The organism is Helicobacter sp. TUL (assembly GCF_002287135.1).
Lineage (GTDB): Bacteria > Campylobacterota > Campylobacteria > Campylobacterales > Helicobacteraceae > Helicobacter_F.
Map to the genome: position 1 here is coordinate 25,218 of NZ_NESU01000014.1, position 26,324 is coordinate 51,541.

28 protein-coding genes, 1 tRNA gene and 1 pseudogene are annotated in these 26,324 nt (G+C 39.4%); 21 read left to right on the plus strand and 9 right to left on the minus strand.

Annotated features, from left to right (window positions below; all coding sequences use genetic code 11):
* Positions 1-57: 57 nt before the first annotated feature.
* On the minus strand, positions 58-1,710 hold the full coding sequence (locus B9T66_RS06970; protein ID WP_095628257.1) for an L-lactate permease: 1,653 nt from the start codon (positions 1,708-1,710) through the stop codon (positions 58-60).
* A gap of 260 nt (positions 1,711-1,970) precedes the next feature.
* Between B9T66_RS06970 and B9T66_RS06975 the strand changes: the two genes are divergently transcribed.
* The 5 genes from B9T66_RS06975 to B9T66_RS06995 all read left to right on the plus strand — a co-directional run bounded on the left by B9T66_RS06975 (position 1,971) and on the right by B9T66_RS06995 (position 5,777).
* Positions 1,971-2,696, plus strand: a complete 726-nt coding sequence (locus tag B9T66_RS06975) for a (Fe-S)-binding protein (protein WP_095628258.1) — start codon at positions 1,971-1,973, stop codon at positions 2,694-2,696.
* Positions 2,697-2,706: 10 nt separating this feature from the next.
* Positions 2,707-4,149, plus strand: coding sequence for a LutB/LldF family L-lactate oxidation iron-sulfur protein (locus tag B9T66_RS06980; RefSeq protein ID WP_095628259.1), 1,443 nt, complete (start codon positions 2,707-2,709; stop codon positions 4,147-4,149).
* Positions 4,142-4,789, plus strand: coding sequence for a LutC/YkgG family protein (locus tag B9T66_RS06985; protein ID WP_095628260.1), 648 nt, complete (start codon positions 4,142-4,144; stop codon positions 4,787-4,789). Before B9T66_RS06980 ends, B9T66_RS06985 begins: the two co-directional genes overlap by 8 nt.
* A gap of 21 nt (positions 4,790-4,810) precedes the next feature.
* On the plus strand, positions 4,811-5,194 hold the full coding sequence (locus tag B9T66_RS06990) for a winged helix-turn-helix domain-containing protein (RefSeq protein WP_095628261.1): 384 nt from the start codon (positions 4,811-4,813) through the stop codon (positions 5,192-5,194).
* 136 nt (positions 5,195-5,330) lie between these two features.
* On the plus strand, positions 5,331-5,777 hold the full coding sequence (locus B9T66_RS06995; RefSeq protein WP_095628262.1) for a MarR family winged helix-turn-helix transcriptional regulator: 447 nt from the start codon (positions 5,331-5,333) through the stop codon (positions 5,775-5,777).
* Here the strand turns inward: B9T66_RS06995 and B9T66_RS07000 are convergent, their stop codons facing one another.
* From B9T66_RS07000 to napA, 6 genes are read right to left on the minus strand one after another with little or no spacing between them, the layout of a single operon-like run.
* The gene (locus tag B9T66_RS07000) at positions 5,778-6,113 is read right to left on the minus strand and encodes a chaperone NapD (RefSeq protein ID WP_095628263.1); all 336 of its coding nucleotides are present in this window, start codon (positions 6,111-6,113) and stop codon (positions 5,778-5,780) included.
* Positions 6,110-7,075, minus strand: coding sequence for a hypothetical protein (locus B9T66_RS07005; RefSeq protein WP_143429117.1), 966 nt, complete (start codon positions 7,073-7,075; stop codon positions 6,110-6,112). The genes B9T66_RS07000 and B9T66_RS07005 overlap by 4 nt, the downstream gene beginning before the upstream one ends.
* A 5-nt stretch (positions 7,076-7,080) precedes the next feature.
* On the minus strand, positions 7,081-7,617 hold the full coding sequence (locus tag B9T66_RS07010) for a nitrate reductase cytochrome c-type subunit (RefSeq protein ID WP_374220130.1): 537 nt from the start codon (positions 7,615-7,617) through the stop codon (positions 7,081-7,083).
* Between the two features lie 8 nt (positions 7,618-7,625).
* The gene (gene napH / locus B9T66_RS07015) at positions 7,626-8,546 is read right to left on the minus strand and encodes a quinol dehydrogenase ferredoxin subunit NapH (RefSeq protein ID WP_095628265.1); all 921 of its coding nucleotides are present in this window, start codon (positions 8,544-8,546) and stop codon (positions 7,626-7,628) included.
* Positions 8,546-9,292 carry a ferredoxin-type protein NapG gene (gene napG / locus B9T66_RS07020; protein ID WP_095628266.1) on the minus strand — a complete coding sequence of 249 codons (747 nt, stop codon included), beginning with the start codon at positions 9,290-9,292 and terminating at the stop codon, positions 8,546-8,548. The genes napH and napG overlap by 1 nt, the downstream gene beginning before the upstream one ends.
* Positions 9,293-9,296: 4 nt before the next feature.
* Positions 9,297-12,083: a nitrate reductase catalytic subunit NapA gene (napA, locus tag B9T66_RS07025; RefSeq protein ID WP_095628267.1), complete on the minus strand. Its 2,787-nt coding sequence runs from the start codon at positions 12,081-12,083 to the stop codon at positions 9,297-9,299.
* A gap of 380 nt (positions 12,084-12,463) precedes the next feature.
* Between napA and rplM the strand changes: the two genes are divergently transcribed.
* The 6 genes from rplM (at position 12,464) to B9T66_RS07055 (ending at position 16,839) form a co-directional block, all read left to right on the plus strand.
* A complete protein-coding gene (gene rplM / locus B9T66_RS07030; RefSeq protein ID WP_095628268.1) occupies positions 12,464-12,907 on the plus strand; it encodes a 50S ribosomal protein L13 in 444 nt (147 codons plus the stop codon).
* A 2-nt stretch (positions 12,908-12,909) separates the two neighbouring features.
* A complete protein-coding gene (gene rpsI, locus B9T66_RS07035; protein ID WP_095628269.1) occupies positions 12,910-13,299 on the plus strand; it encodes a 30S ribosomal protein S9 in 390 nt (129 codons plus the stop codon).
* A gap of 109 nt (positions 13,300-13,408) precedes the next feature.
* Positions 13,409-14,332 carry a branched-chain amino acid transaminase gene (locus tag B9T66_RS07040; protein WP_095628270.1) on the plus strand — a complete coding sequence of 308 codons (924 nt, stop codon included), beginning with the start codon at positions 13,409-13,411 and terminating at the stop codon, positions 14,330-14,332.
* A gap of 11 nt (positions 14,333-14,343) precedes the next feature.
* Complete coding sequence (locus B9T66_RS07045; protein WP_095628271.1) at positions 14,344-15,459, plus strand: prohibitin family protein; 1,116 nt, start codon at positions 14,344-14,346, stop codon at positions 15,457-15,459.
* On the plus strand, positions 15,460-16,236 hold the full coding sequence (gene hisIE, locus B9T66_RS07050) for a bifunctional phosphoribosyl-AMP cyclohydrolase/phosphoribosyl-ATP diphosphatase HisIE (protein ID WP_095628272.1): 777 nt from the start codon (positions 15,460-15,462) through the stop codon (positions 16,234-16,236).
* Positions 16,237-16,239: 3 nt separating this feature from the next.
* Positions 16,240-16,839, plus strand: coding sequence for a DUF2393 family protein (locus B9T66_RS07055; protein WP_095628273.1), 600 nt, complete (start codon positions 16,240-16,242; stop codon positions 16,837-16,839).
* Here B9T66_RS07055 and B9T66_RS07060 read toward each other — a convergent pair.
* The gene (locus tag B9T66_RS07060) at positions 16,802-17,857 is read right to left on the minus strand and encodes a Gfo/Idh/MocA family protein (protein ID WP_095628274.1); all 1,056 of its coding nucleotides are present in this window, start codon (positions 17,855-17,857) and stop codon (positions 16,802-16,804) included. The two genes, B9T66_RS07055 and B9T66_RS07060, sit on opposite strands and share 38 nt — an antisense overlap.
* Before the next feature lie 131 nt (positions 17,858-17,988).
* Here B9T66_RS07060 and B9T66_RS07065 point away from each other — a divergent pair, with 131 nt between their 5' ends.
* From B9T66_RS07065 to B9T66_RS07105, 9 genes are all read left to right on the plus strand, one after another.
* Complete coding sequence (locus B9T66_RS07065) at positions 17,989-18,240, plus strand: YfhL family 4Fe-4S dicluster ferredoxin (protein ID WP_095628275.1); 252 nt, start codon at positions 17,989-17,991, stop codon at positions 18,238-18,240.
* On the plus strand, positions 18,240-19,712 hold the full coding sequence (locus B9T66_RS07070; RefSeq protein WP_095628276.1) for a Ppx/GppA phosphatase family protein: 1,473 nt from the start codon (positions 18,240-18,242) through the stop codon (positions 19,710-19,712). The genes B9T66_RS07065 and B9T66_RS07070 overlap by 1 nt, the downstream gene beginning before the upstream one ends.
* 8 nt (positions 19,713-19,720) lie before the next feature.
* Complete coding sequence (gene waaC, locus B9T66_RS07075) at positions 19,721-20,797, plus strand: lipopolysaccharide heptosyltransferase I (protein WP_095628277.1); 1,077 nt, start codon at positions 19,721-19,723, stop codon at positions 20,795-20,797.
* Positions 20,791-21,717 (plus strand): lipid A biosynthesis lauroyl acyltransferase, encoded by a 927-nt coding sequence (locus B9T66_RS07080; RefSeq protein WP_095628278.1) that lies wholly within the window; start codon positions 20,791-20,793, stop codon positions 21,715-21,717. The genes waaC and B9T66_RS07080 overlap by 7 nt, the downstream gene beginning before the upstream one ends.
* Positions 21,714-22,814: an MlaE family ABC transporter permease gene (locus tag B9T66_RS07085; protein WP_257874649.1), complete on the plus strand. Its 1,101-nt coding sequence runs from the start codon at positions 21,714-21,716 to the stop codon at positions 22,812-22,814. The genes B9T66_RS07080 and B9T66_RS07085 overlap by 4 nt, the downstream gene beginning before the upstream one ends.
* Positions 22,815-23,567: an ABC transporter ATP-binding protein gene (locus tag B9T66_RS07090; protein WP_095628279.1), complete on the plus strand. Its 753-nt coding sequence runs from the start codon at positions 22,815-22,817 to the stop codon at positions 23,565-23,567.
* Complete coding sequence (msrA, locus tag B9T66_RS07095) at positions 23,564-24,067, plus strand: peptide-methionine (S)-S-oxide reductase MsrA (RefSeq protein WP_095628280.1); 504 nt, start codon at positions 23,564-23,566, stop codon at positions 24,065-24,067. The genes B9T66_RS07090 and msrA overlap by 4 nt, the downstream gene beginning before the upstream one ends.
* A 102-nt stretch (positions 24,068-24,169) precedes the next feature.
* A complete protein-coding gene (locus B9T66_RS07100) occupies positions 24,170-25,213 on the plus strand; it encodes a cytochrome-c peroxidase (RefSeq protein WP_095628281.1) in 1,044 nt (347 codons plus the stop codon).
* Positions 25,214-25,303: 90 nt separating this feature from the next.
* Complete coding sequence (locus B9T66_RS07105; RefSeq protein ID WP_095628282.1) at positions 25,304-25,765, plus strand: hypothetical protein; 462 nt, start codon at positions 25,304-25,306, stop codon at positions 25,763-25,765.
* Between the two features lie 42 nt (positions 25,766-25,807).
* Here B9T66_RS07105 and B9T66_RS07110 read toward each other — a convergent pair.
* Positions 25,808-25,882 (minus strand) — tRNA-Val (locus tag B9T66_RS07110).
* A 248-nt stretch (positions 25,883-26,130) separates the two neighbouring features.
* Here B9T66_RS07110 and B9T66_RS09035 point away from each other — a divergent pair.
* Positions 26,131-26,324 (plus strand): annotated as a pseudogene (locus B9T66_RS09035) (MBOAT family O-acyltransferase); the annotation flags it as partial.

Here is a 26,324-nt window from a genome sequence, read left to right on the forward strand (position 1 = left end):
ATCCTATTTGTATATATCGCCTACAAAACCTCACTATGCACATATCTTGCAATTACACTACGCCTGTCCCATAGGAATCGCCCAAGGTATCCAAAACGCAAGAGCATATGTGAAGATACCAATACCTATCACAAGAATAATAGAGTATTTGATTGTGAATCTAAAGAGATCAGATTCTTTGCCTACCAATCCCACTGCTGCACACGCAATAGCGATACTTTGTGGAGAAATCATTTTCCCTACGACACCACCCACAGAGTTCGCTGCAAGGAATAAGACTTCTGGTAAGCCCAATTGTCTAGCGGTGAGTTGTTGCAATGTCCCAAAGAGTAAGTTAGAGCTTGTATCACTACCTGTGAGGAATACACCAAGCCAACCTACGATAGGTGAGAAAAATGCAAAGGCATTTCCTGTTTCCGCCAAAGCTAAAGCGAGAGTTGCGGACAATCCACTATAGTTTGAAACATATGCAAAACCTACCACCAATGTAATAGTTAAAAGTGCAAATTTCATTTCACGCAATGTTTCACCAAATGTTGCTATCGCGGTAGAAACTTTTACTTTTAATAGCACCATAGTAATAAGAGCAGTGATAAAAATTGAAGTCCCTGCGTTTAAGACAAGTGGTAATGAAAACACAGCATTAACTGCTTTTGCTTCATTAACGGCTGGAGGCACTTGGGTCAATCCATTTAACCCATCAAAACTAAATTTCACAGTTGTAAAAGCTAAAGCATCTTTAAACCAACCTTGCGTCCAAATAATAATCATTGCAATCAAAATAACAAAAGGTATCCACGCAAGAGTAATTTGTGCCGCAGAATATGTCTTTGCTTCTAATGTTTGTTTGCCACCTATCTCTGTATCGAATGTAAAAGTATTTTTTGGTTGCCAAAATTTCAAAAAGATTGTTGTAGCCGCAATAGAAACAACTGCTGAGGCAATATCTGGTAATTCTGGTCCAAGATGTGTTGCAGTGAGATATTGCACTAGAGCAAAACTAAATCCTGCAACAAAAAGTGCTGGCCACGTTTCTTTCACGCCTTTAATACCATTCATCAAAAAGACTAGGAAAAAAGGCACAAACAAAGAAAGAGGTGGAAGCATATGTCCCGCGACAGAAGAAATCTCAATTGCAGGTATTCCAACAACACCTGCCATAGCAGTAATTGGAATCCCCACCGCACCAAAAGCAACAGGTGCTGTGTTTGCGATGAGACACAATCCTGCTGCATATAATGGTCTTAAGCCCATACCCACAAGCAATGCTGCAGTAATAGCCACAGGACCACCAAAGCCAATAGCACCCTCCAAGAATGCACCAAAACAAAAACCAATCAAAATCACTTGCAATCTTTGATCGGGTGTGATAGCGATAATGGATTCACGCAAAATATCAAAATAACCTGATTTTACTGTGAGCTTGTAGAGAAAAATCGCTGCAACAATAATCCAAGCGATAGGCCATACTCCATAAAGCCCTCCATATACAAAACTCCAAAGCATTTTATCAAAAGGCATACCAAATACAAACACCGCAAGAATAGCTGCTAACACAACGGTCAAAAACCCTGCTGTATGTCCCTTTGTCTTAAATACAACAAGCGAAATAAAAAACATCGCAATAGGCAAAAATGCTACAAGCGCACTAAGCCACATATTATTCAGTGGATTATAATTTTGCGCCCACTCAACAACTTGAGTTTCCATAAAAACCTCCATACACAATAAAATTAAATCTCACAAAAACATTATCTATAGATACTGCTTAAGTGCGATAGTTTAACAAGTTTTTTCTAAAAGCAATATGCCAATATGCCAAAAAACCACGAAAATCTGTCAAAAAATGTAATTTTGAAACAAGACTTAATAAATTTCACAAGGAAAATACGCTATTCGCAATTACTTAAGCAGGATTGGGATATTATACGCACACAAATTTTATGATAATCCAAAACAAGGAGCAAATCTTGAAAGTATATTTTTTCTCGACTTGTATTGGTGCAGCAGCTTTTGCTGACACTTGTGTCAATAGCATAAAACTCTTACAAAAAGAAGGTGTTGAAGTAGTCTTCAAAAAAGATCAAACCTGTTGTGGGCAACCTAGTTTTAACTCCGGATATTATGAGGAAACCAAAAAAGTTGCCCTATATAATATGAATCTATTTAAAGGTAGTGAGCCTATTATTCTGCCAAGTGGATCGTGTGCAGGAATGATGAAAGTAGATTATATCGAGCTTTTTGAAGGCACACCATATGAATCTCAAGCAAGAGATTTTAGTAGCAGAATCTATGAGTTAAGTGAGTTTTTAGATAATGTCTTAAAGGTGTGCTATGAAGACAAAGGAGCACCTACTAAAGTAACTTGGCATAGCAACTGCCACGCATTGCGCGTAGCAAAATGTATTAATTCTGCAAAAAATCTTATAAGAAGCCTTAGCAATGTGGAATTAATCGAGCTAGAGCGTGAGGAAGAGTGCTGTGGATTTGGTGGAACTTTTAGCGTTAAGGAGCCTGAAATTTCTAATGCCATGGTTACCCAAAAAGTGCAAGATATAACATCAAGAGGCGTAGAATACCTTTTGAGTGCAGATTCTGGGTGTTTACTCAATATCTCTGGTGCGATGAAAAAGCAAGGTGTAGATATCAAGCCAATGCATTTGTATGACTTCCTTGCACAACGAATCGGATTATAAGGAGAAAAAAATGAGTGCAAATATCAAACAGCAATACCACGATGTGATACATACTAAACTTGAAGATGCACAATTACGCAAAAACCTTCTAAGCGTTATGGATACACTAAAAGGCAATCGCAAAAAGCTTATTGCTACGCGTTTTTTGGATTGGGAAGTATTGCGAGAAAAAGGCAAAGAAATTAAACAAAAAAATCTCTCCAAGCTTGATGTATTGCTAGAAACTTTTGAATCTAATGCGCGTAAAAATGGCTTTATTGTGCATTGGGCAAAAAATAGTGAGGAAGCTAACAATATCGTGCTTGAGGTAATGCAAAAAAACCATATCACCAAGATTCTCAAAGGTAAGTCTATGGCGAGTGAGGAAACGCACCTCAATGCTTTTCTCAAAGCCAAAGGATTAGAACCTATTGAGACGGATTTGGGTGAGATTATTATCCAACTCATTGATGAGCCACCTGTGCATATTGTCGCACCTGCGATCCACAAAAATCGCTATCAAATTGGCGAAATTTTTCATCAAAAACTCGGTGCACCACTTGAATCTGAACCTGAAAAACTTAATGAAATTGCGCGCACGCATTTACGCAGAGAATTCCAAGAATTCAAACTCGGACTTAGTGGCGTGAATTTTGCTATCGCCAATGAGGGAGCAATTTGGCTCTTAGAAAATGAAGGAAATGGGCGTATGAGCACCACAGCTTGTGATATTCACATTGCGTTTTGTGGGATTGAAAAAGTGATTGAAAGCTTTGAAGATGCCTCTACACTTAATGCCTTACTTATTCCTTCTGCTACAGGTGCGGTAGTAACTTGCTATAACAATATCATCACTTCCCCTCGCAAAGAAGGCGAACTTGATGGACCAAAGGAAGTGCATATTATTTTGCTTGACAACAATCGCTCACAAATGCTTAGCGATTCGCATTATTACCGCGCATTAAGCTGTATTCGATGTGGCACTTGCCTTAATCATTGCCCTGTGTATGACAAAATCGGCGGACACGCTTATCTTAGCACCTATCCTGGTCCTATTGGTGAGGTGATTTCACCCCAACTTTTTGGATTAAACAAATTTAGTCCTATGCTGGATTTATGCTCATTGTGTGGGCGCTGCTCTGAAGTATGCCCTGTGAAAATCCCTCTTGCAGAGCTTATTAGAGATTTGCGAAGTGAGCGCGTAGGGCAAGGGCGAAAAAGTGTGGTAGGCACAGATTCAAGCACACAAAATCCTGCTGAAATCAAGGCGATGAGTCAATTTGCCACTTTGGCAACAAGCCCTAATAAATGGCGATTTGCGCTCACTATGGCAAATATCTTTGCGCCGCTTGGCAAGGTATTTGCACCCTTTATGCCATTGCTAAAAAATTGGGTGAAGTATCGTGAATTCCCAAAAATCAATGGCAATCTCCACAAAAAAGTATCTCAAATGCAAGGAGTAATTTATGAGTAAGGCAGATATTTTAGGGCGTGTGCGAGATTCTCTTAAAATTAATACACATATTCCAAGCCCAAAGGTGCAGTATGCTAACCCTATGAATTACACGCATAAGGAACTTTTGGAAGAATACAAACTCAATCAAAGCAATAATAAGGCTATCGTGCATGAAACTAATCTTGATACTCTAGAATCTACAATCGCAGAAATCCTTGGAGAAGTCAAGGCTAAAGAAGTGTTGTATAACACTGATGTGTCATTAGACTTTAAGGGTATGGAAGCCAAATTTATCCCTTATACACAAAGCGTAGATTCTATGCGTGGGGAATTATTTGGGATTGATACTTCTATCGTGGAAGCACGATGTGGTGTAGCAAATCTAGGCATTGTGGGGCTAAGCGCTAATCCACAAGCTCCTAGACTTTCTTCACTTATCACCAATAATTGCATTTATCTACTCAAAAAAGAGCATATAGTGGAAAATCTCTATGCTGGTATTGAATGTATCAAGACATATGAGAAAAATCGCAGTGGAAGCGAGATTTTGCCAACAAATATTATCTTTGTCGCAGGTCCTTCACGCACCGCTGATATTGAATTACAAACGGTGTTTGGTGTGCATGGACCACGCGTGGTGTATGTGGTGTTATACTAAAAAGTAGTGCGAGGGTTGGGTATGAAGATAGATTCTCGATTTTGGATCACAAAAGATTCTAAAAATTATCTAGGAGCTGGCAGAATCGAATTGCTTGAGCGTATCAAAGCTAGTGGTTCGATAGCCAAAGCTGCAAAACAAATGAAAATGAGTTATAAAGCAGCGTGGGATAGCATAGACATAGCCAACAAACTCTCCGCACCAAATCCGCTAGTTATTTCAAATGCGGGTGGAGGCAAAGATAGCGGCACACAAATCACACAAGAAGGGCAAAAAGCCATAGATACGTTTAAGAATCTGCAGATTCTAAAAAATGAGTTTTTCAGCTACCTTGATGATGCAAAAGATTTTGATGAGCTCAATGAACGCATTCAAAAACTTGCACAAAGCCTCAAGGCACTATGATTCTAAGCACACTACCATAAGCCCACAATTGACACAAGAGCCAAACTCTCATATCTTGATTTCCATTACATATTTATAGTAAAATAATATTTTTATACTAAAATTTTGTATTACTATCATAAAAAGGGCTTATTGAATGTTTGAGGAATCAATCTTTTTTCTTTGTCAAAAACTTGTATGTGCTGCAAAAACTCATTTTAGAGAAATGGTTTTGGCACAATTTGGTTTTACTGATGGCAGAGAGGTAGGCATACTTTTTATTGCGATGGATACACAGCTTTCCCAAACAGAAATTGCCAACATCGTGGAGATTGACAAAAACACGACTCGATTTTTTATCGATGACCTCGAACAAAGAGGATTATTACAAAGACAAAAAAATCCCACTAATCGCAAAGAAAATCTCATAATAATCACTCCAGAGGGCAAAAAACAAGCCAAAAAAATCTTTTCTGCGACGCTTCAGCACGAAAGAGAATTGCTACACACCCTTAGTGATGAGGAATTTGCGACACTGCACAAACTCCTTGCGAAATTTTTCCACTCCATAGATAGCACCACACATACTCTCGCGCATAAATAGTTATTTCAAAAGATTATTGACATCTCCGGAATATCTCACTTCAGCAATAGGCTTTGTATCAATGAGTTCAGCAATTTCATTCATATCGAGTTTGCACTCCTCTAAATCCTGCGTATAACTTAGGTGCATATCCGCACTAAGCACACCTTTTAAGGTGCCTATTTGCTTTAGTGATTGTATGTCTGAATTTGTATCAGGAGCCTCTATGGTTACGATGATAACGCCCTTTTCTTTGTCCTCTAGCGCTACTTCACTATATGCAATCTTGCCAATTTCTTGTAATAGATTCTCCCAGTCATCACGCTTTGCACGCACTATTATGCTTGAAATATTCATAACACTCCTTGTAAATTAAACACATAAATCTTGCTATCATCACAACTTATAAACACATTTGTTCCATAAAAGATGATGCTATTTACAACCCCTACAATACCCTCTAAGACTACAAGAGGCTTTTTATCTTTGGCACGCAGAATCTGCACACTGCCATTTTCATCACTCATATATCCGATATATTCGCCCTTTGTATCTATTCCTGCAGCATAAATCAAAAATTCTGATCGCACCATTGCAGAATCTAATAACTTGCTACCATTTTGGAATCTATAAATACTAAGTCGCTTGTCTTGCCCAGCACCCACAAGGCTGTCCCCTCCAAAACCAAGGGCAAAAATCTTATCTTTATTAATCATATCATAATGCCCTAAAATCTTGCCATTACTTGGATCTATTGCATACACTACACCAGATTCTCCAGTGGTATATACGATATGATCATGTGCATTATAAACCATATCGCTAAAGCTTGCTTGTGTAACTTGCGTTTGATAGAGAATCTTTTTTTGCTGTGTATCAAAAAGCAAAATTTCGTGACTCATGAGTGCCACAAGCACTTGAGTTTGACTAACCCATAATGCCTTGGCAATGCTCATACCCTCTAGCAAAACCTGCAGATTCTCATTGGCATATACATACAGACTCCGACTTCCATTCGCCCCTGCTGCAACGATAAGAATCTCTGCGTTGGCATTGACATCGGTGTTAAACACCTTTGGGCGAAACACAAAACCAAACAAATCCGTATAACTAGGTATATCTATGCGTTGTAAAAATTTCAAAGTATCAAGCGCATACACTTGCACCTCACCTTGTGAAGTGCAAACATACAATTTCCCATTACTTTGTTGCATAGAAGTTATCTCTGTGTGTGTATCTATAATGCGTGAGGGCAACACTTTGGCGTATGCACTCACACACATAACACACACTATGAGAACATATCTTAGCAACTTCACGAAATCTATTTCACTCCCTGATTTAACACATCAAGTAAATTTGATTGGTGTTTTTGAGACTCGCTACTAAATTCCGGACTAAAAGTGTTTTCCACCAAAGGTTTTGTTTGTGCTTGTGGCACATGACATTGTGTGCAGTTATAGCGTGCATCAGCTACACCACTCTCTACTTGCTTCATTGTGCGCAAATCATAGATATGAGATGTTGGCACAGGAGTAGCACCTACGCTTTCAGCTATTTCTCTATCGTGACAACCAAGACATGTGTTATCTTGCTGTGTGATAGGAAGCATACCCTCTATATCGTGCGGAATAAGAGGTGGTGCGTTTTCAAAAGATCGCTCAATTTTCTCACTCTCTCCGGCTGCCTTGGTGCTAAATGTATAATCAACAAGATTCACATTCTCGCTTTCAAGTGGTGCTGTGCGCAATCCAATCTGTGTCTCATCAACACCTGCTGTTTGCTTATCGCCCTTGCTTTCACCACAACCCACAAACAACATACTTATCCCAAAAGCCACTGCTATTGCTTTGTATACCAACGCTGTTTTCATTTTTTCTCTCCTTTTTGATAATCTAAAATACTAAAACCTAGTGCATTGTCATTGCATACTTCAATACAACGACCACATTTGATACATGCCATATCAGATACCGGCGCGCTGTATTTACCAACCATACGCAAGACTTGATTCTCTGGGCAGATTCTGACACAATCCATACATTTGGTGCAATTTTGCACATTATGTCTAACACTAAGCATAGCCTTTGATCCGATTAACCCATACACTGCGCCTAGAGGGCATATATGTCCGCAAAAGCCATTTTTTAGCACAAACAAATCAAACAAAAATACACCCAAAACCCCAAAAAATCCTACACCCATACCAAACACGACACCACGATGCAACATAGAAATAGGGCTGATACTCTCCCATGCCAAGACCCCAAAGACAAGCGAGAGTAAAAGGCTTAAAAACAAAACTCCAAATTTTGCCTTGCGCGAAATTGCTAAAAATCTTACATTTTCGATATGTAGTTTTCTACGCAAAAAGTTTGCCAAATCACTTACCATATTGATAGGACAGACAAACGCACAATATCCACGACCCAAAAACAATCCATACACCAATATCACCACAAGCACACCAAGTAACAAATCCATACTAATAGCTCCACCAGCTAAAAAGATTTGTAAAAATGCCAAAGGATCACTCATAGGGATAGTTTCTAAAATTTTTGATCCACTCAAATTCCCCTCTAAAATCCCAAAGGGCAATACATCGTGCTTGTTGTGCGCTATAGCAAGATTTCTCTCACCACTCTCAAATGCACTAAGATCCCCCTGTGTTACAAAATGTTTGGCGCCATCGATAAAGACAAATGAGCAATTTGCGACAAAAAACAAGATCAAGATTCCTATTTGTGTGAATCTACGCAAAAGTAAAAATCTGTGTTTTTTCAACCACATTATAGTTCTCCATTGAGGTACTCAAGATTTTGCTTTTTGTTATTTTGGAGCTTTTTAGTCGGTGCAGATTCTAAGCGCATTTCATCACTCTCCTCCCAACCTTTAATATAGTTGGTCCCCATTTTTCCTAACACAGAATCTCTAGGCAAAACCCTAATAGACGCAATATCTGTCACACAGGCTTTCTCACATTTTCCACATCCTGTGCATACATCATTTGCCACCATAGGCAAAATCATAGAATGCTTACCTGTGCGTTCATTAGCCTTGTATTCAAGATAAATTGCCTTATCTATCAAAGGACATGCGCGATAACACGCATCACACTGAATCCCGGCATACGCAATGCAATTTAGTGTATCAACCACAGCTACACCCATACGCGCCTTTGTAATATCAAGCGCACCATTTGTGCTGACAAGATTCTTATCAAGCGCTTCTGTAGGACATGCCCTAACACAAGGAATATCCTCACACATAAAACATGGAATCTCGCGTGGCACAAAAATTGGCAAGCCTTTCAAGCCTTCTTGAGAAAGCTTAAGCGTATAATACGGACAAGCCTCCACGCAAAGCCCACATTTTATACATGTATTTACAAAGTTATCACGCGCACCAGGTGGATAAAGTCCCAAAGGATTTGCCTTAGATTCAAAAACATATGCGCTCCACACCAAGCCGCCCATAGCCACAAGCCCCATTGTTTGTAAAATAGAGCCCACAGCCTTTCTACGTTGCAAATCCATAAGACTACGCCTTATACACCTTCACAGCACACTTTTTAAAGTCTGTTTGCTTAGAAAGTGGGCAAGTAGCATCAAGACATACTTTATTGATGAAAACATTTTCATCAAACCAAGGCACATACACCAAGCCTTTTGGCGGTCTGTTTCTACCATTTATATCCACGCGTGCTTTTACTTTACCTCTGCGAGATTCTACCCACACATGCTCACCTGCTTTAAAGCCCTTATCTTTGGCGTCATCTTCATTCATATAACAAAGTGCTTCAGGCACAGCACGGAATAACTCCGGCACCCTCATAGTCATAGTCCCACTATGCCAATGCTCAAGCACCCTACCAGTTGAAAGCCACATAGGATATTCTTTATCTGGCATTTCGCAAGGATCCATATACGGACGGAAGAATATTTTTGCCCTATTTGTGATAGGTTTTTTCTCACTACCGGGCTTACTCAAATCACCTTGCAAAAGTGAGGCTTCTTTATTGCCATAAAAGGCAAAGTCCTTACCATTACCATATTTTCGCGCATATGGATCGTATTTGGCATTAAAGCGCCATTGTGTTTCTTTGCCATCAACTACAGGCCAACGCAATCCACGCACTTTGTGATATACATCAAATTCTGCTAAATCATGTCCGTGTCCAAGACCAAAGAGCCTATATTCTTCCCACAAATATTTTTGCACAAAGAAATCATAGCCTGCAAAAACCTCATCATCGCTACCAACGACATTTCGGCTATCTCCAAACACTTCAGAATTAAGCTCGTTTTTAAGCATAGAATCTTTGCTGCTAAACTTTTTGGCTCTAGCATTAGCAAATAGCACATCAAAAAGCGTAGAATCTTCGCTATACCCCAATGCTTGGACTTGCGGCAATACATTTTTAAGCCCCAAATCTTCATATTCTTTGCTCCACACTTCTTTGAGCTTGAAGCGTTTTGAAAATTCCAACACCTGCCAAGTATCACTCATTGCATTCCCTTGTGGCAATACTTGTTGTTTCCAATGCTGTGTGCGTCTTTCAGCATTACCATAAGCACCCCATTTTTCATAAATCATTGCCGAAGGCAAAATGAGGTCAGCGACTTTAGCGCTAATACCCGGATAACTATCACTCACAACAATAAAATTATCAAGCTCTCGTGCTGCTTTAATCCAATGATTAGCATTTGCGGTGTTTTGCCATGGGTTATTGACTTGCACCCACACCCATTTTACTTTTTGATCCTCTAGCGCTCGCATAACATCTAAGAATGGATAGCCTGGCTTACCATTAAGCGTGCCCGCAGGAAGATTCCATATTTTTTCAGAAATCTCTCGGTGCTTTGGATTTGCCACAACCATATCCGCAGGTAATCTATGAGAGAATGTCCCTACTTCACGCGCTGTTCCACATGCGCTAGGTTGTCCTGTGAGTGAAAATGCACCACTACCGGGCTTAGCTTGTTTGCCAAGCAACATATGCACCATATAGCTTTGCTCATTTACCCAAGTGCCTCTTTGATGTTGGTTAAAGCCCATAGTCCAAAAGCTTACTACTTTTCTGTCTTTTTGTGTGTAATAATCTGCAAGCTGTTGGAGTTTTGCCTTAAACGAATCAAGGCTTTCAGTTTCATCACCTTTGGCAAGATTAGCTACAAAATCAAGTGTATAAGGATCTAGGGCTTTTTTGAAATCATCAAAACCAATTTCCCAATGTGTATCGGCTTCTTTTGCCTTATCGTTTGTGAGCGTATCACCGGCTTTAAGCCCTAAATATTGTAGCGTAATACCCTCATTGTCGCTAAGCACCTTGCTCACTTGCTTGGCTACAATTTCCTTTTCTTGAGGCAAAAAGCTTTTGTGATCAGGATTATCACGCATACCATAACCGATATTCACATACCCTGTGCTAAATGTGCAGTAATTTTTGACAAATTCCTTGTCAATAGATTCTGGTTTGTTATACACAATCTCACGCGCGATGAAATTCCAAATCGCTAGATCGGTTTGTGGCTTAAAGATGATCTCGATATCTGCAATATCTGAAGTCCTATTTGTAAAAGTAGAGAGATTGATAATCTTTACTTTATTGGGGTTTGAGAGCTTGCGATCTGTTACGCGACTCCACAAAATAGGGTGCATTTCTGCCATATTTGCGCCCCAAGTTACAATTGTATCGGTAAGTTCAATATCATCATAGCAACCCGATGGCTCATCTACACCAAAAGTTTGCATAAATCCTACCACGGCACTTGCCATACAATGTCTTGCATTAGGATCAATATTATTGGATCTAAATCCTGCTTTCATCAACTTCACAGAAGCATAGCCCTCTTGCACAGTGTATTGCCCACTACCCAAAATAGCCACGCCTGTTGGTCCAAGCTCTTCATACGCTTTTCTAAATTGCTTTTCCATTTCATCAAAAGCTCGTTTCCAACTTACTGGAGCAAACTTTCCTTTTTTATCAAATTCACCTTTTGCATTTACGCGCAAAAGAGGCTGCGTAAGACGATCTTGCCCATACATAATCTTGGCACAAAAATATCCTTTAATGCAGTTTATACCTCTATTGACAGGTGCTTCTGGATCTCCCTTGACAGCAACAATCTGTCCATCTTTGGTAGCAACCATAATCCCACACCCAGTCCCACAGAATCTACACACTGCCTTATCCCATTTCCAAGATTTTTGAGCAGTATTAGATTCTGCTAGCAATGTGCTTGGCACACCCAATCCAGCAGCGGATGCGGCTGAAGCAATTGCTGCGCTTTTTATAAAACTACGACGGCTTACATTTGTTTGCATATTTCCTCCTCTAAAATAAAGTTATGTTTCATACAATATTCAAAACAAAAGGCATATTCAACTCAAATCGTTTGTCTCCACCTCCTTTTAATCTGATAAAGCTAGATTCTTTAAAGAAGCCCTTACATAAAGCCCATTTAATGGTATCCAAAGGCTATGATTTATAGAATCTTCTTTTAAAGAACACAAGCTTTTCTTAAAACTTTATAAAACAAAGAACATTATAGCACAAAGCCAGAGAGCTTAAAACTATATTAAATAATATATAAACTCCATAGTGTATGTTTAAAGCTTATAAATACATTAATTTAAGCTATATTTAATAATAAAGCCCTTATAATGCGCACCTCTAAAACACTTAAGTTAGCAAGGATTCTACTATGGAACTTACAAAAATAGCAACACGAGATGATATCAATCGTCAATGGGTTGTGCTTGATGCAAAGGATCAAGTCTTTGGTCGTCTTATAACACAAGCAGCCACACTTCTCCGAGGGAAACACAAACCTTGTTTCACGCCAAATATTGATTGTGGTGATTTTGTTGTGATCATCAATGCCACAGAGGTAAAATTTACTGGTATGAAACTCAAGGATAAAGAGTATTTCACACATTCTGGTTATTTTGGGAGCACAAAAAGCAAAACACTTGAAGAAATGCTACAAAAATCTCCAGAAAAACTTTTTCACCTTGCGGTGCGTGGTATGCTCCCAAAAACAAAACTTGGTAGAGCAATGTTAAAAAAACTCAAAGTCTATAAAGGCAGTGAGCACCCTCATAACGCTCAAGTTAGCAAATCAACCAAAGTAGCTAAAGGAAAATAATCATGGCAAAAGTATATGCAACAGGAAAAAGAAAAACAGCAGTCGCAAAAGTATGGCTACAAAATGGCAGTGGCAAACTTACTATCAATGGACAAAGCCTCAATGATTGGCTTGGTGGGCACGAAGCAATCAAAATGAAAGTTATGCAACCACTTATCTTGACAAAGCAAGAAAAATCTGTAGATATTATCGCTCACACTCTTGGTGGTGGGTATTCTGCACAAGCTGAAGCATTGCGGCATGGTATCTCAAAGGCACTTAACAATTATGACATCGCATTCCGTGCAATTTTGAAGCCAAAAGGCTTACTCACTAGAGATTCTAGAGTGGTAGAACGCAAAAAATACGGCAAGAAAAAAGCAAGAAGATCGCCACAATTCTCTAAACGATAAGATTACTTATCTTTTGGGTTTTTGGATTCTGTGTGCAACATTGGGCACATTACTTAGTATTTGTGTCTAAATGCTATAGTGATTTGATTTCAAACTTAAGGAGCATATGATGCTAAAGGAAGCACAATACATTTGGAAAGATGGTAAGTTAATCCCTTGGGCAGAAGCCACCACACATATCCTCACACACACTCTGCATTATGGAAATGCTGTGTTTGAAGGCACAAGGGCTTACATGACGCCAGAAGGTTTGGCGATTTTTCGTTTGCAAGACCACACAAGGCGTCTCTTAAATTCAGCTAAGATTGTGTGCATCAAAAGCCCTTATACACAAACAGAACTTGAAAATGCACAAATTGAGCTTTTGCGCGCTAACAAAGATGATTACAAAGCTAATGTGTATATCCGACCGCTTATCTATTTAGGTTATGGAGTAATGGGACTCTATCATGTCCATGCGCCAGTAAATGTCGCTATTGCTGCTTGGGAATGGGGTGCGTATTTGGGTGATGATGCACTCAAATATGGTATCAAAGTCAAAACAAGCTCCTTTACCCGTAGCTCTACAAAATCTCATATGGGTAAAGCAAAATCTGCTGGTGGTTACCTCAATTCTCAAATGGCAAAATATGAAGCCATAAGCGCAGGGTGCGAGGAAGCATTGCTCCTTGATGATAATGGATTCATAGCCGAAGGAAGCGGTGAGTGCTTTTTTATCGTGCGCGATGGTGTGCTTATCACTCCTCCACATGACAATAGTCTAGAATCTATCACACAAGCCACCGTTGTGGAACTTGCCAAAGATCTTGGTATTCCACTCGAGCAACGCAGAATCTCTCGCGATGAAGTGTATATTGCTGATGAGGCATTTTTTACCGGAACAGCTGCAGAAATTACACCTATTCGAGAATTAGATTGGCGCGTCATTGGTGAGGGCAAAGCTGGTCCTATCACCAAAAGACTCCAAGAGGAATTTTTTGCTATCGTGCAAGGTAAAAGTCAAAAATATAGAAAATATCTCACATTTATCTAAAAAGGATTCTTATGCCAATTGATCTTAACGAACACCTCAAGAACAAACGTGCACAAATGAACAATAACAAGCGCCCTGAACCAAAGCGCAATGATAATAACAATAAACCACCTTTTGGTGGTGGGAATAATTTTGACAATATTGGTAATTTTTTACCTAGTGGTAAAAAACTTGCTATTCTCATTATTTTAGTAGCCATTATCTTAATCCTTATTATTGAGCGCCCATTTGTTATTATTAATTCCGGTGAAGTTGGGATCAAAGCGACTACAGGTAAATATGAGCCTACACCACTGCAACCTGGTTTGCATTTTTTTATCCCATTTTTTCAAGAAGTGATTGTTGTTGATACACGCGTGCGAACAATAAACTTTTCACGCACAGAAGATATGGGCGCTATAGCCAAAAACCAAGGTATCTTTAGAAACGATGCTATTAGTGTGTTAGATTCAAGAGGACTTACGGTTTCTATCGAGCTTACCGTCCAATATCAGCTAAATGATGCCAATGCTCCGCTCACTATCGCTGTGTATGGAATCTCATGGGAACAAAAGATCATCAATCCTGTCGTGCGTGATGTCGTGCGAAGTGTCGTAGGACGCTATCCGGCAGAAGAATTGCCAACCAAGCGTGATGATATCGCCAAAGAAATTGCTATCAATATGGAGACAGAGATTCGTAAGTTTAAAAATGATCCTGTAACGCTTACTTCTGTGCAACTACGCGAAATTGTATTGCCAGAAAAAATCAAGGCTCAAATTGAGCAAGTCCAAGTCGCTAGACAAGAAGCTGAACGAGTGCGATATGAAGTGGATAGAGCAAAACAAGAAGCCGAAAAAGTGGCTGCACTTGCCAAAGGTGAGGCGGATGCAAATCGTGTAAAAGCACAAGGTGTGGCAGATGCAATCACAATCGAAGCTAAGGCACAATCTCAAGCTAACAAACTTATTGCTGATAGCCTAAGCCAACGCCTTTTAGAATTGCGACAAATCGAAGTCCAAGGCAAGTTTAACGAAGCGCTCAAAGAAAATACGAATGCACAAATTTTCCTAGCACCAGGTGGTTCTGTGCCCAATATTTGGGTGGATTCTAAAAGCAAACGACAAAGCACAGTGGGCGCACAATAGATGAAGCCCGCTGCGCAGAGTTTGCAACCCACGACAAATACCCCACAAGATTCCAAAGAGTTAAGCCAAGCTAATAGCGCTTCACTCTCACAAATCCTTCATACCATTGATTGGGAAAAATCGCCCCTAATCCCTACAATTGTCCAAAGTATAGATGATCAATCTGTGCTAATGTTAGCCTATAGCAACCAAGAGTCATTAAGCCTAAGTCTTACAAGCAAAATGGCGCATTATTTCTCGCGATCCAAGCAACGCATTTGGAAAAAGGGAGAGCAAAGCGGACATTACCAACATATAGAATCTATAAAGCTTGATTGCGATCGCGATACCTTGCTTTTTATGGTGCGACAAGTGGGTGTGGCGTGTCATACGGGAGCAAAAAGCTGCTTTTTTACGACCTTAGATTCACTAGATTCTACAACCTTACAAGAACAAGCACCACTCATAGACACAACAAAGCTTTATGGGATTGTTGATTCACTATATCACACTATTTTGCAAAAGCGTGGAGATAACCCAAAAACTTCTTATACTGCCTCATTATATGCCAAAGGAATCAACACCATTTGCAAAAAAATCATCGAAGAGGCTGGAGAATTCACTTTTGCTCTCAAAGACGCTAAGGAAGAAGAGATTATTTATGAATGCAGTGACTTAATCTATCATACGCTCGTTGGGCTTGGACTCTATGGCATTAGTCCTGATAGAATCTATCAAGAACTCCAAAGAAGAGAGGGAATAAGCGGGATTGAGGAGAAAAACTCCCGCCAAAGCTAAATTATGCAAGATTACATAACACTCATACAAGATTTTTTTGATACCTTTGCATTTTATGAAATTGGGCTTATGGGTGCATTGTTTATTATTTTTGTTCTTTTTTTTATGCTTGGATTATTGCTAAGAGGACGCAAGTTTATCTCAAAATTTTTCTTTTTTCTCAGTTTTATACTCTTTGTGGGTGCGCCATTTTTATTGCAATTTTGTATGCAACACTTTCTTTACAAAACAGACATACACATCTTGCAAAGCAAACGCCTTGAATATATCAACGCATTTTTTATCCAAGCCAAAGTTACAAACACAGGCTTTGCGCCATTTATTACATGCGAAGTTAGCGTAGATATTTTACACGATGGGCTTTTAAAGCCTCTTAGCCGCGTGTATCCAAAAAAACATTATAAGCAAACCATTCCTCTACAACTCCAACCAAATCAAAGCGATGAATTTCAGCTTATCTTTGATGATTTTACGCCCACTCCACCTTTTGATTACACAATCTATATCGACTGCCACAATAGCAATGGATTAAACAAGCTTTTGCGCAAGACACACGACACGCAACCTAATGCGCACGATCCAAACGCTCCAACACAGCCATAACACGCAATGTATGGTCGCGATATTCCCCTTCTCCCCAAGATAGTATTATAGATTCACTTGTGTCTGTATCCATGCAACGAGCAATTTGAGCGCTTGTATTGCGCTTTGTATTGCGCTTTGCATGCACTAAATGCACAAATGCCTTGATACTTCTGTGCAAGGCTAATTCTTTAGAAAGATGTGGCGATTGCACCTCGCCTAAGCGATATTTCACCATTATTTGATGCAAGGTATCAGTTTGTAGATTTTCTTCAAGCACCACACCGCTTGTATAGATTCTAAGCTTATCTGCGCGTGTTTCATCATAGATTGCAGTTTGCTTACTTCCACCAATACTCATCTCGCGAACCTTGATTGGTGAGAGCCACGAGACATTAATCATTACAACAATACCATCGCTAAGCTCAAGGTTAAGCACCGCAAAGGCGTCATTTGGATAGTGCAAGTATTTTTGCTTAAAAACACTCACGCGCCTTACATCAAGCCCCACAAGATAATCAATAATACTTAAATCATGGATTGCAAGATCCCATATGACATCAGTAGCACTCTGAAATAAGCCTAAATTAATGCGTCGCGCGGTAATTGAGACAATGTTACCAAATTCATGAATATGCGTTTTGAGATACTGCACCGCTGGTGCATGCAAAAATATATGATCACAAAAAAGCACAACATTGTGTTTATGTGCCAAATCATAAAGCCTTTGTGAATCCGCATAGCTCATACAAAGTGGTTTTTCAACAAAAACATGCTTTTTAGATTCTATAGCTTGTTTTGCAAGGGCAAAGTGCGTGTGTGGTGGGGTAATGATAAACACACACTCAATGTTTTCATCACCTAAAAAATCCTCAAAATCTTGGTATATTCGCAAAACTGGAAAAGCCTTTAGGGCATTTTGTGTGCGCGTAGATTCTATCTCGCATAACGCATATAGCTCCAAGCCATTAAGCTCACTAAGTGTGCGCGCAACATTCACGCCCCAATATCCATATCCCACGACTCCACATCGTAACATTACTAGCCCTTTGTCTAAATTGTATTCTTATTGTAACTAAACCTTGCATAAACTTGTCTTTTTTGGCATTTTAAGGAAAAATTAACAGGCTTTTAGTTAAAAACACTCTTTACACTTTTTAAGGAGAAAAAATGGCTTTAATGATTAATGATGAATGCATTGCTTGTGATGCGTGTAGGGAAGAGTGCCCAAATGAAGCAATTGATGCAGATGATCCATTTTATGTCATAGATCCTGATCGTTGCACAGAATGCATAGGGTATTATGATGAGCCAAATTGTATCCCAGTATGTCCAGTAGATGCGATAGTCCCAGATCCTGATAATATAGAAAATATTGAAGAACTCCGTTATAAATCCGAGCAACTCAAAAGGTCAGAATAATGGCCAAGGTTACCAGCGTCATCGACATTGGTTCTAACTCTGCGAGGATGGCAATCTTTCGCAAAACTAGTCGCTTTGGATTCCATTTAATCCACGAAATAAAATCCAAGGTGCGAATCTCTGAAGGCTGCTATGAAAATGGTGGTATACTTCAAGAGATTCCTATGCAACGCGCACTTTTTGCGCTCAAAGAATTTTTGGATATAGCCAAAAGCTATAAAACTACTAAACTTTTTTGCGTAGCAACTTCTGCGATACGCGATGCCCCAAATGCCAAAGAATTCCTCACGCGTGTCAAAAAAGAATGCAATCTCCACATCAAAGTCATAGACGGACAAAAAGAGGCATTTTATGGAGGTGTGGCTTGTGCAAATTTGGTGCATAAAAAAGATGGCATTACCATTGACATTGGCGGTGGTAGCACAGAATGCGCACTTATCCAAAATGGTAAAATTATCGATCTTATCTCTCTGAATATAGGCACAATTCGTATCAAAGAATTATTTTTTGATACGCGCAATGACATTGAGGGCGCAAAAGCCTACATCAATCAAGAACTTGCCAAAATCCCAAAACACTACCAACACGATACTATTTTTGGCATAGGTGGGACCATTAGGGCAGTGGCAAAAATGCTTATTAAACACACGCAATACCCACTAAACAGAATCCATGGCTATGAATTTAGTCCTAAAGAGCATAAAAAACTTTTTGAAAAAATCATTACTTCACCCGCACACAAACTCCAAGATCTCCCTATTCCACAAGATAGAATCGATACCATTACAAGTGGTGTGCTGATTTTTGCAAGTATTCTCGAGCATTTGGGCGCTAAAAATGTCATCACAAGTGGTGTAGGTGTGCGAGAAGGCGTGTTTTTGGCGGATTTATTACGCAACCAACGCTATCAATTCCCTAGTGGCTTTAATCCTTCTGTAGCAAGCTTACAGGATCGGTTTTTATTGCAAACAAAATATGCAAATCAATTAAAATCCCTTGTACTAGATCTTTTTGATACGCTCTCTGTGCTACATAATTGCCCTACAGAACTTCGCCATATACTTGGAATCGCCGCATATCTTAGCCCTATTGGCACCATTTTAAATTTTTATCAAACAAATCTCCATGGTGCGTATATCCTACTTAATGGATTGGAGTATGGATTTTCCCATACACAGAGAGAACTCATTGCTTTGTTAATAGAATATAGCGATAAAAAGATTCCAAAAATCCCTCCGACCCTACATTCCCTGCCCCCACTCTCACAGATTCAGTGGCTTAGCTTTATCTTGGGATTAGCCCAATGCCTTACAAAAGCTCCGCACACACGCACACATATAACCCTAGCCTTGGAACAAAATGATAAACACGCATCTTTGCATATTCAATCTAATCATTCTTTGTATCTTGCTAAGGAAAATGTATCTCGCTTACAAAAACCCATCTCAAGCCTCTCTATCCATATACACTAAGGCACAAAATGACACAAACTCTACGCATAGGTATTATCCGCCTCTCAGCCTTGGGTGATTGTATTGTAAGTGGGGCATTTTTGGCAGATTTTGTGCAATCTCTCAAACAATACTACCAAATCCACCTCACTTGGTTTGTAGATTCACGATTTAGCGCTATTTTGGAACACTCACCCTATATAGATTCACTAGAAGTCATCACATTAAAACACCAAACCTTACGCCCAAAATTACACCTTCTTAAAACACTTAAAAAACTCCCAGCCTTTGACTTGCTTATCGATATGCAAGGACTTATAAAATCCGCACTTATAGGAGCATTTATCCACAAACATAGCTTTATAGGATTTGGCTTTACATCAGCAAAAGAATCTCTAAGCGCACTTTTTTATACACATCGTGTGCATATCCCATATCAAGAAAATATCCTAAAACGTAATGCGCTACTTCTCCACAAAGCCAAAGAACTTTTGCATATCACACACCAACCACAGCCTACACTGCATGATATGATTGCACACACCAATGATTCTTTTGCTTACACGCCACAAGCCCTTGCACACATTAGCACTAAATTTCAGAGTAAGCCTCGCATTTTATGTATTTTAGAATCTTCTTTACCTTCCAAAACATATGATCCTATACTTTTTGCCAAAGCTATCAGCATACTATGCAAACACCTACAATCAGTCCAAATTTTTCTCCTCACGCACACTAGCACCCATAAGGCTACACAGATTATGCAATCCTTAGATACATTGCAAGATTCACACATCATCACACCACTAAATAACCTCAATCTTGATGAAGTCAAAGCCCTTGTGACGCATATGGATCTTGTCATTGGAGGAGACACAGGCATCACGCATCTTGCGTGGGCTTTAAAAAGGGCGTCTATTACGCTCTATGGCAATACCCCAGCCAAAAGATTCAAACTTTTAGGGGAGCACAACCTTGTCTTAAGCGGTAGCGACAACCCCACATACGACAAACAAGATTTTTCAATCAATAACATAGCACCTGATGATATTGCACAACAAGCCCTGCAACTTCTTTCCATACAATACAAGGATATTATATGCTAAAACCTGCTATTTTGCTTCTTGAAATCCTCAGCGGTGCTTTAGGATTCTATCTTGCCAAAATGCCACATATATGTTTTGTGTGGCATATAAAAGCACTTGCTTGGATATTTTATGCCCTTGATAAACGCCGATACAACGATGCGTATGCAAACCTTGAGTTTGTCTATCAGCAGACACTTAGCCATGAAAAAAAACACGCCATTATTCGCCGTTGTTATGAAAACTTTGCCTTTGTGTTATTAGAGAGTATTCGTGTAGTCTATCTTAATCCACAAACATACGCCAAACGCTTTGTGTTTATCGATGAACACCACATTACAGAATCTATTGGCAAAGATGGCGGAGCGGTGCTTGTGTCTGCACACTTTGGCTATTGGGAAGCAATGGCTACGATCTTACCACCACGCTATCGTATGTGTCAAATGGCGTCCCTTGGGAGACTTACGCAATTTGAATCTATCAATCATATGATTATCAAACGCAGAGAAAGCAATGGGGTGCGTATGATAGATAAAAAAGGTGCATTTAAACATCTCCTCAAAATGTATGCCCAAAAAAATGCCCTCGTGGGAATCCTTGTTGATCAAAATATAAGTTTGCATGAAGGTATTGAGGTAGAATTTTTTGGCAAAAGAGCCACGCACACGACTATCGCCTCCGTGCTTTCTCGCCGTTTTGGCGTTAATATCGTGCCAGTCTTTATTAATCCAAACAAAGACTATTCACGCTATGAAGTGAGATTCTATGAACCAATCAGGGCAAACAATTCCCACAATATGTCGCAAGATATCCTAGAAGCTACACAAGCCCAAGCACACATAACACAACGCGTCATAGAATCTAGCCCAAGCAGTTGGTTTTGGTTTCACAAACGCTTTAAGGTATTTTATCCAGACATTTATCAAAAGAAATACCCATGAATACTATACAAATCCTCCAATCCACGCCTACTCTACGTATTATGCTTAGTGGAGAGTGGCTCTATACAACTTCCAAAAAAGACTTGCACGCCCTCCAAAAAGCCCTCCAAAAAGCCCAACATATAGAAATTGATTTTAGCACACAGCCCATTGTGGATTTTGCATTTTGTGCCTACCTACTCTCACTTTTAGAACACAAAACCTACACATTTACCCACCTAAACCATCACACCAAAGAAATTTTTGCCACGCTTAATCATTCTATCACATTACCCAAAGATACGCACAAAGCCTCTCCTTTGTTTGCTTTTTTTAGTAGCATAGGCTTATGGGTGGTGGATTTTGTCCAAAACGCACTAGATTTTTTGCATTTTTTTGGTATGGCATTGTATTACTTAGGGCTTAGCTTACTAAACCCACGACGCTTTAAAATCGCCTCTATTTTTTACCATATTTCAGAATCTGGACTAAAATCTTTGCCTGTGGTGCTTACCACAAGTTTTATTGTAAGCTATGCTATTGCCTTACAAGGCGTGATACAGCTAGATAAAATGGGTGTGCCAATCATGAGTGTAGAAATCATAGCAAAACTCTGTTTGCGCGAATTAGGACCATTTATTTTAGCGCTTGTTATTGCAGGACGATCTGCCTCAAGCTTTAGTGCGCAAATTGGCGTTATGAATCTAAACGAAGAAAATGACGCACTTAAGACTATGGGCTTTAGCGTGATAGATTTTCTAGTGACACCAAGAATCTTAGCCCTTGTTATCACAATGCCTTTGTTGGTGTTTCTCTCAGACATTATAAGTTTGCTTGCTGGAATGCTTGCCACAAATCTACAGGCTGGAATAAGTTTCACACAATATTGGGAGCGATTTTATGAATATGTGGCAATCACAAATTTTTGGGTTGGTATCGCCAAGGCACCATTTTTTGGCTTGGCAATCGGACTTGTAGGGTGCTTTAGAGGATTAAAGGTGCAAGGTGATACAGAATCTCTAGGCAGACAAACAACCCTAAGTGTTGTCAATGCAATCTTTTGGATTATCGTGATAAATGCCATATTCTCATTTCTTACCACCGCTTTAGGAATCTAAATGTCAGAAATTATCGAAGTTAGCCACCTCACCACGCAATACACACAAGGCATAACGATACACGATGACATTAACTTTAGTATCCGAAAACGTGAAATCTTTGGTATATTAGGCGGAAGTGGGAGTGGCAAATCTACGCTTTTACGCAATATGATCTATCTCCAAAAGCCTCTAAGTGGCACAATCACAATCTTTGGGCGCAATATTTGGGAACTAGAAGATTCTAAACGCCACATGATTTTAGATAAATGTAGCGTTATGTTTCAGTTTGGGGCGCTTTTTAGCTCGATGAATGTGCTAGATAATGTCGGTATGCCCCTTGTGCAACGCGGAAATCTCCCACAAAAAAATATCAATGAAATTGCAGCATTTTGGTGTGAGCGCGTAGGTCTTCCCTTGCAAAGCATTTATAAATATCCATACGCATTAAGTGGTGGTATGAAAAAACGCGCAGCCTTAGCACGCGCCCTAATCACAAGCCCTGATATTTTATTTCTTGATGAACCCACAAGCGGGCTTGATCCAAAAAGCGCCCAAAATTTTGATACACTTATCTTACAGCTTAAAGAAATGCTTAATATCACAATTGTTATGGTAACTCACGATTTAGATTCTATACGAGATAGTGTGGATAGATTTATTTTGCTTGAAAACAAAAAAATAGCCTTTTGTGGCAGTCTTGAGGAACTAAGAAATTGTGGTATACAAACAGAGATTTTTTCTGGCAATCGAGGACAAAGGATATTACAATGACACAAGAAGAAATTTACCTAGCTGGTGGCTGTTTTTGGGGATTGCAACGATATTTTGATCTCATCGATGGAGTATGTGAAACGCAAGTAGGCTATGCGAACTCACTCATTCCAAATCCTAGCTATGAGCAAGTCTGCTCACATAGTACCAATGCAGTTGAGGCACTATATGTCATCTATGACCCCAAGGTGCTAAGCTTAGAGAATCTATTGGGGCGATTTTTTGCTGTGATTGACCCAACAGCGCTCAATTATCAAGCACATGATTTTGGCACACAATATCGCAATGGAATCTACACAAACAATGCAGCAATTTTGCCACAGATTCGGGAATTTATCGCCACACACATCGCACCACTTTACACAAAAGAAGTCGTTACAGAAGTTATGCTCTTACAAAATTTCTATCCAGCAGAATCCTATCACCAAAAATATTTACTCAAAAATCCTAATGGTTATTGCCATATCGATATAAGCAAAATTACACGCATAGAGCCTTGATTTTCCTATAATTTTTATAATACCTTAAGCTACACTATCCAATAATACGCATCCTAAATAAAAAAATTATTTATTTAGAAAAATTAAAATCAAGGAGTTTTTATGAAAAAACTAAGTTTAGGTCTCGCAAGCATTGTTATTGCGTTGGCTGCGACACCAAATGATGCAACACTGCGCAAAATGGCTACAGATAATGGCATACAAGCTATACCAAAATCACAGGCTCAAATCCAAGCCTTAATCGAAAAAACTGCCCCTGATGCCAAAAGCAACAAAAGCACGAAAGAAAAAATAGAATTAGGCAAAATGCTTTATTTTGATCCTCGCCTCTCCAAAAGCAATCTCATCTCCTGCAACACTTGCCACAATCTTGGCTTAGGTGGCGCGGATCTTGTGCCTGCTGCTATTGGACACAAATGGCAACCCAATGGACAACACCTAAACTCTCCAACCGTGTATAATAGTGTATTTAATGAGATTCAGTTTTGGGATGGACGCGCAGCACATCTTGCCGATCAAGCGCAAGGACCTATCCAAAATCCTGTAGAAATGGCGGCTTCCAAAGACCTTATTGTTGAGCGTATCACGTCTATTCCAGAGTATGTTGATGCATTCAAAAAAGCCTATGGTGCAAATACAAAAATTACTTTTGAGCTCATTGCCTCAACAATTGGCGTGTATGAACGCACACTCATTACCCCATCACCTTTTGATGATTTTCTCAATGGTGATAACAACGCACTTAACAAAGAGCAAAAAGAAGGTTTAGCAATCTTTTTGGACAAAGGGTGTGCGACATGCCATACTGGTGTAAATCTCGGCGGTAGTATGCAACCATTTGCTGTAGTAAAAAATTATCAATTCTCATCACTAGGCGGATTTAAAGGAAACAAAGATGGATTAGTCAAAGCCCCAACTTTGCGCAATGTCGCCCAAACTGCTCCGTATTTTCATAATGGTGCGTTTTGGAATCTCACCGATGCTATCAAAGAAATGGGCAGTATCCAACTTGGCATAGACATAGATGATACAGAAGCAAAGAAAATTGCAAGTTTCCTACAATCCCTCACAGGACGCAAACCAAAGGTAGAATACCCTATGCTTCCAGATTCTACTGCCAAAACACCTAAGCCAGAATTTCAATAATTCTCACATCTCCAAACCCTAAGGTTTGGAGAAGCCTAAGTATCAAACTCATAAGATTCTGATACCAAAATCTATATACTAGAGGGATACATGCACCAAGCGATACGAGACTTTTTGCATAGCCAACATGTATTGAGTCTAAGCGTTTTGCAACCCCATACAGAATCTACGCCACAAACAACACAAGATTCACACATATCTCAACCTTTTTATATTCATAGTGCAAATTGTTTTTATGCCTTTGATGCAACACAATATGCGCTCATATGCAAAAGCGAACCACGCACACTACATATACAACTAGCCACACAATATCCAAATGTAAGCGTAACGATTGCAACAAATACCCTAAAAATTGCCAAAATCAAAGGTGTGCAGATTCGCGCATACTTTAGCACCGCCACGCAGGAACAACAAGACATATATTATGCGCGCTTTCCATTTGCACGATTAGGCAATGGGGAAATGTATGCCTTGCATATACTCTATGCTAAATACACAGACAATACGCTTATGCTAAGTAAAAAGCTAGAATTCCACAAACACACATAAATACAACACAATAACAGAGAGATAAGCGGATATAAGAATATATGGTGATCACGACTGGACTTGAACCAGCGACCCCTACCATGTCAAGGTAGTGCTCTACCACTGAGCTACGCGATCACATAAAATAGCTAAAAGAGGCGTAATTATCCCACCTTTTACCTTTAAAAAACATTATTAGTCTATAACCACACATTGCTTTCAAAATTACCCTGCTATTTTTTGCACAAATTTTTTACACAAAATTGTGTTTTATGATAATTTCTGCTACAATCACCCCCTAACATTGCAATAACAAACCTAAACAAAAACCTTAAGACAGAGCCTTGTTAGAAACCTTTTGTTAGATTCTTACCCAAAGGAATATAATGCTCTTTTCCTCTTATATCTTTATCTTTGTATTTTTACCTATTGTGTGGTTTGGCTTTCATACTATTAAAGCCCTTTCTTTTTCACATTCTTATGCTCTTGCTAAAATCTTTTTAGTCCTTAGCTCACTCTTTTTTTATGCGTATTGGAAACTCTCATATCTTCCTATACTCTTAAGCTCTATTGCACTTAA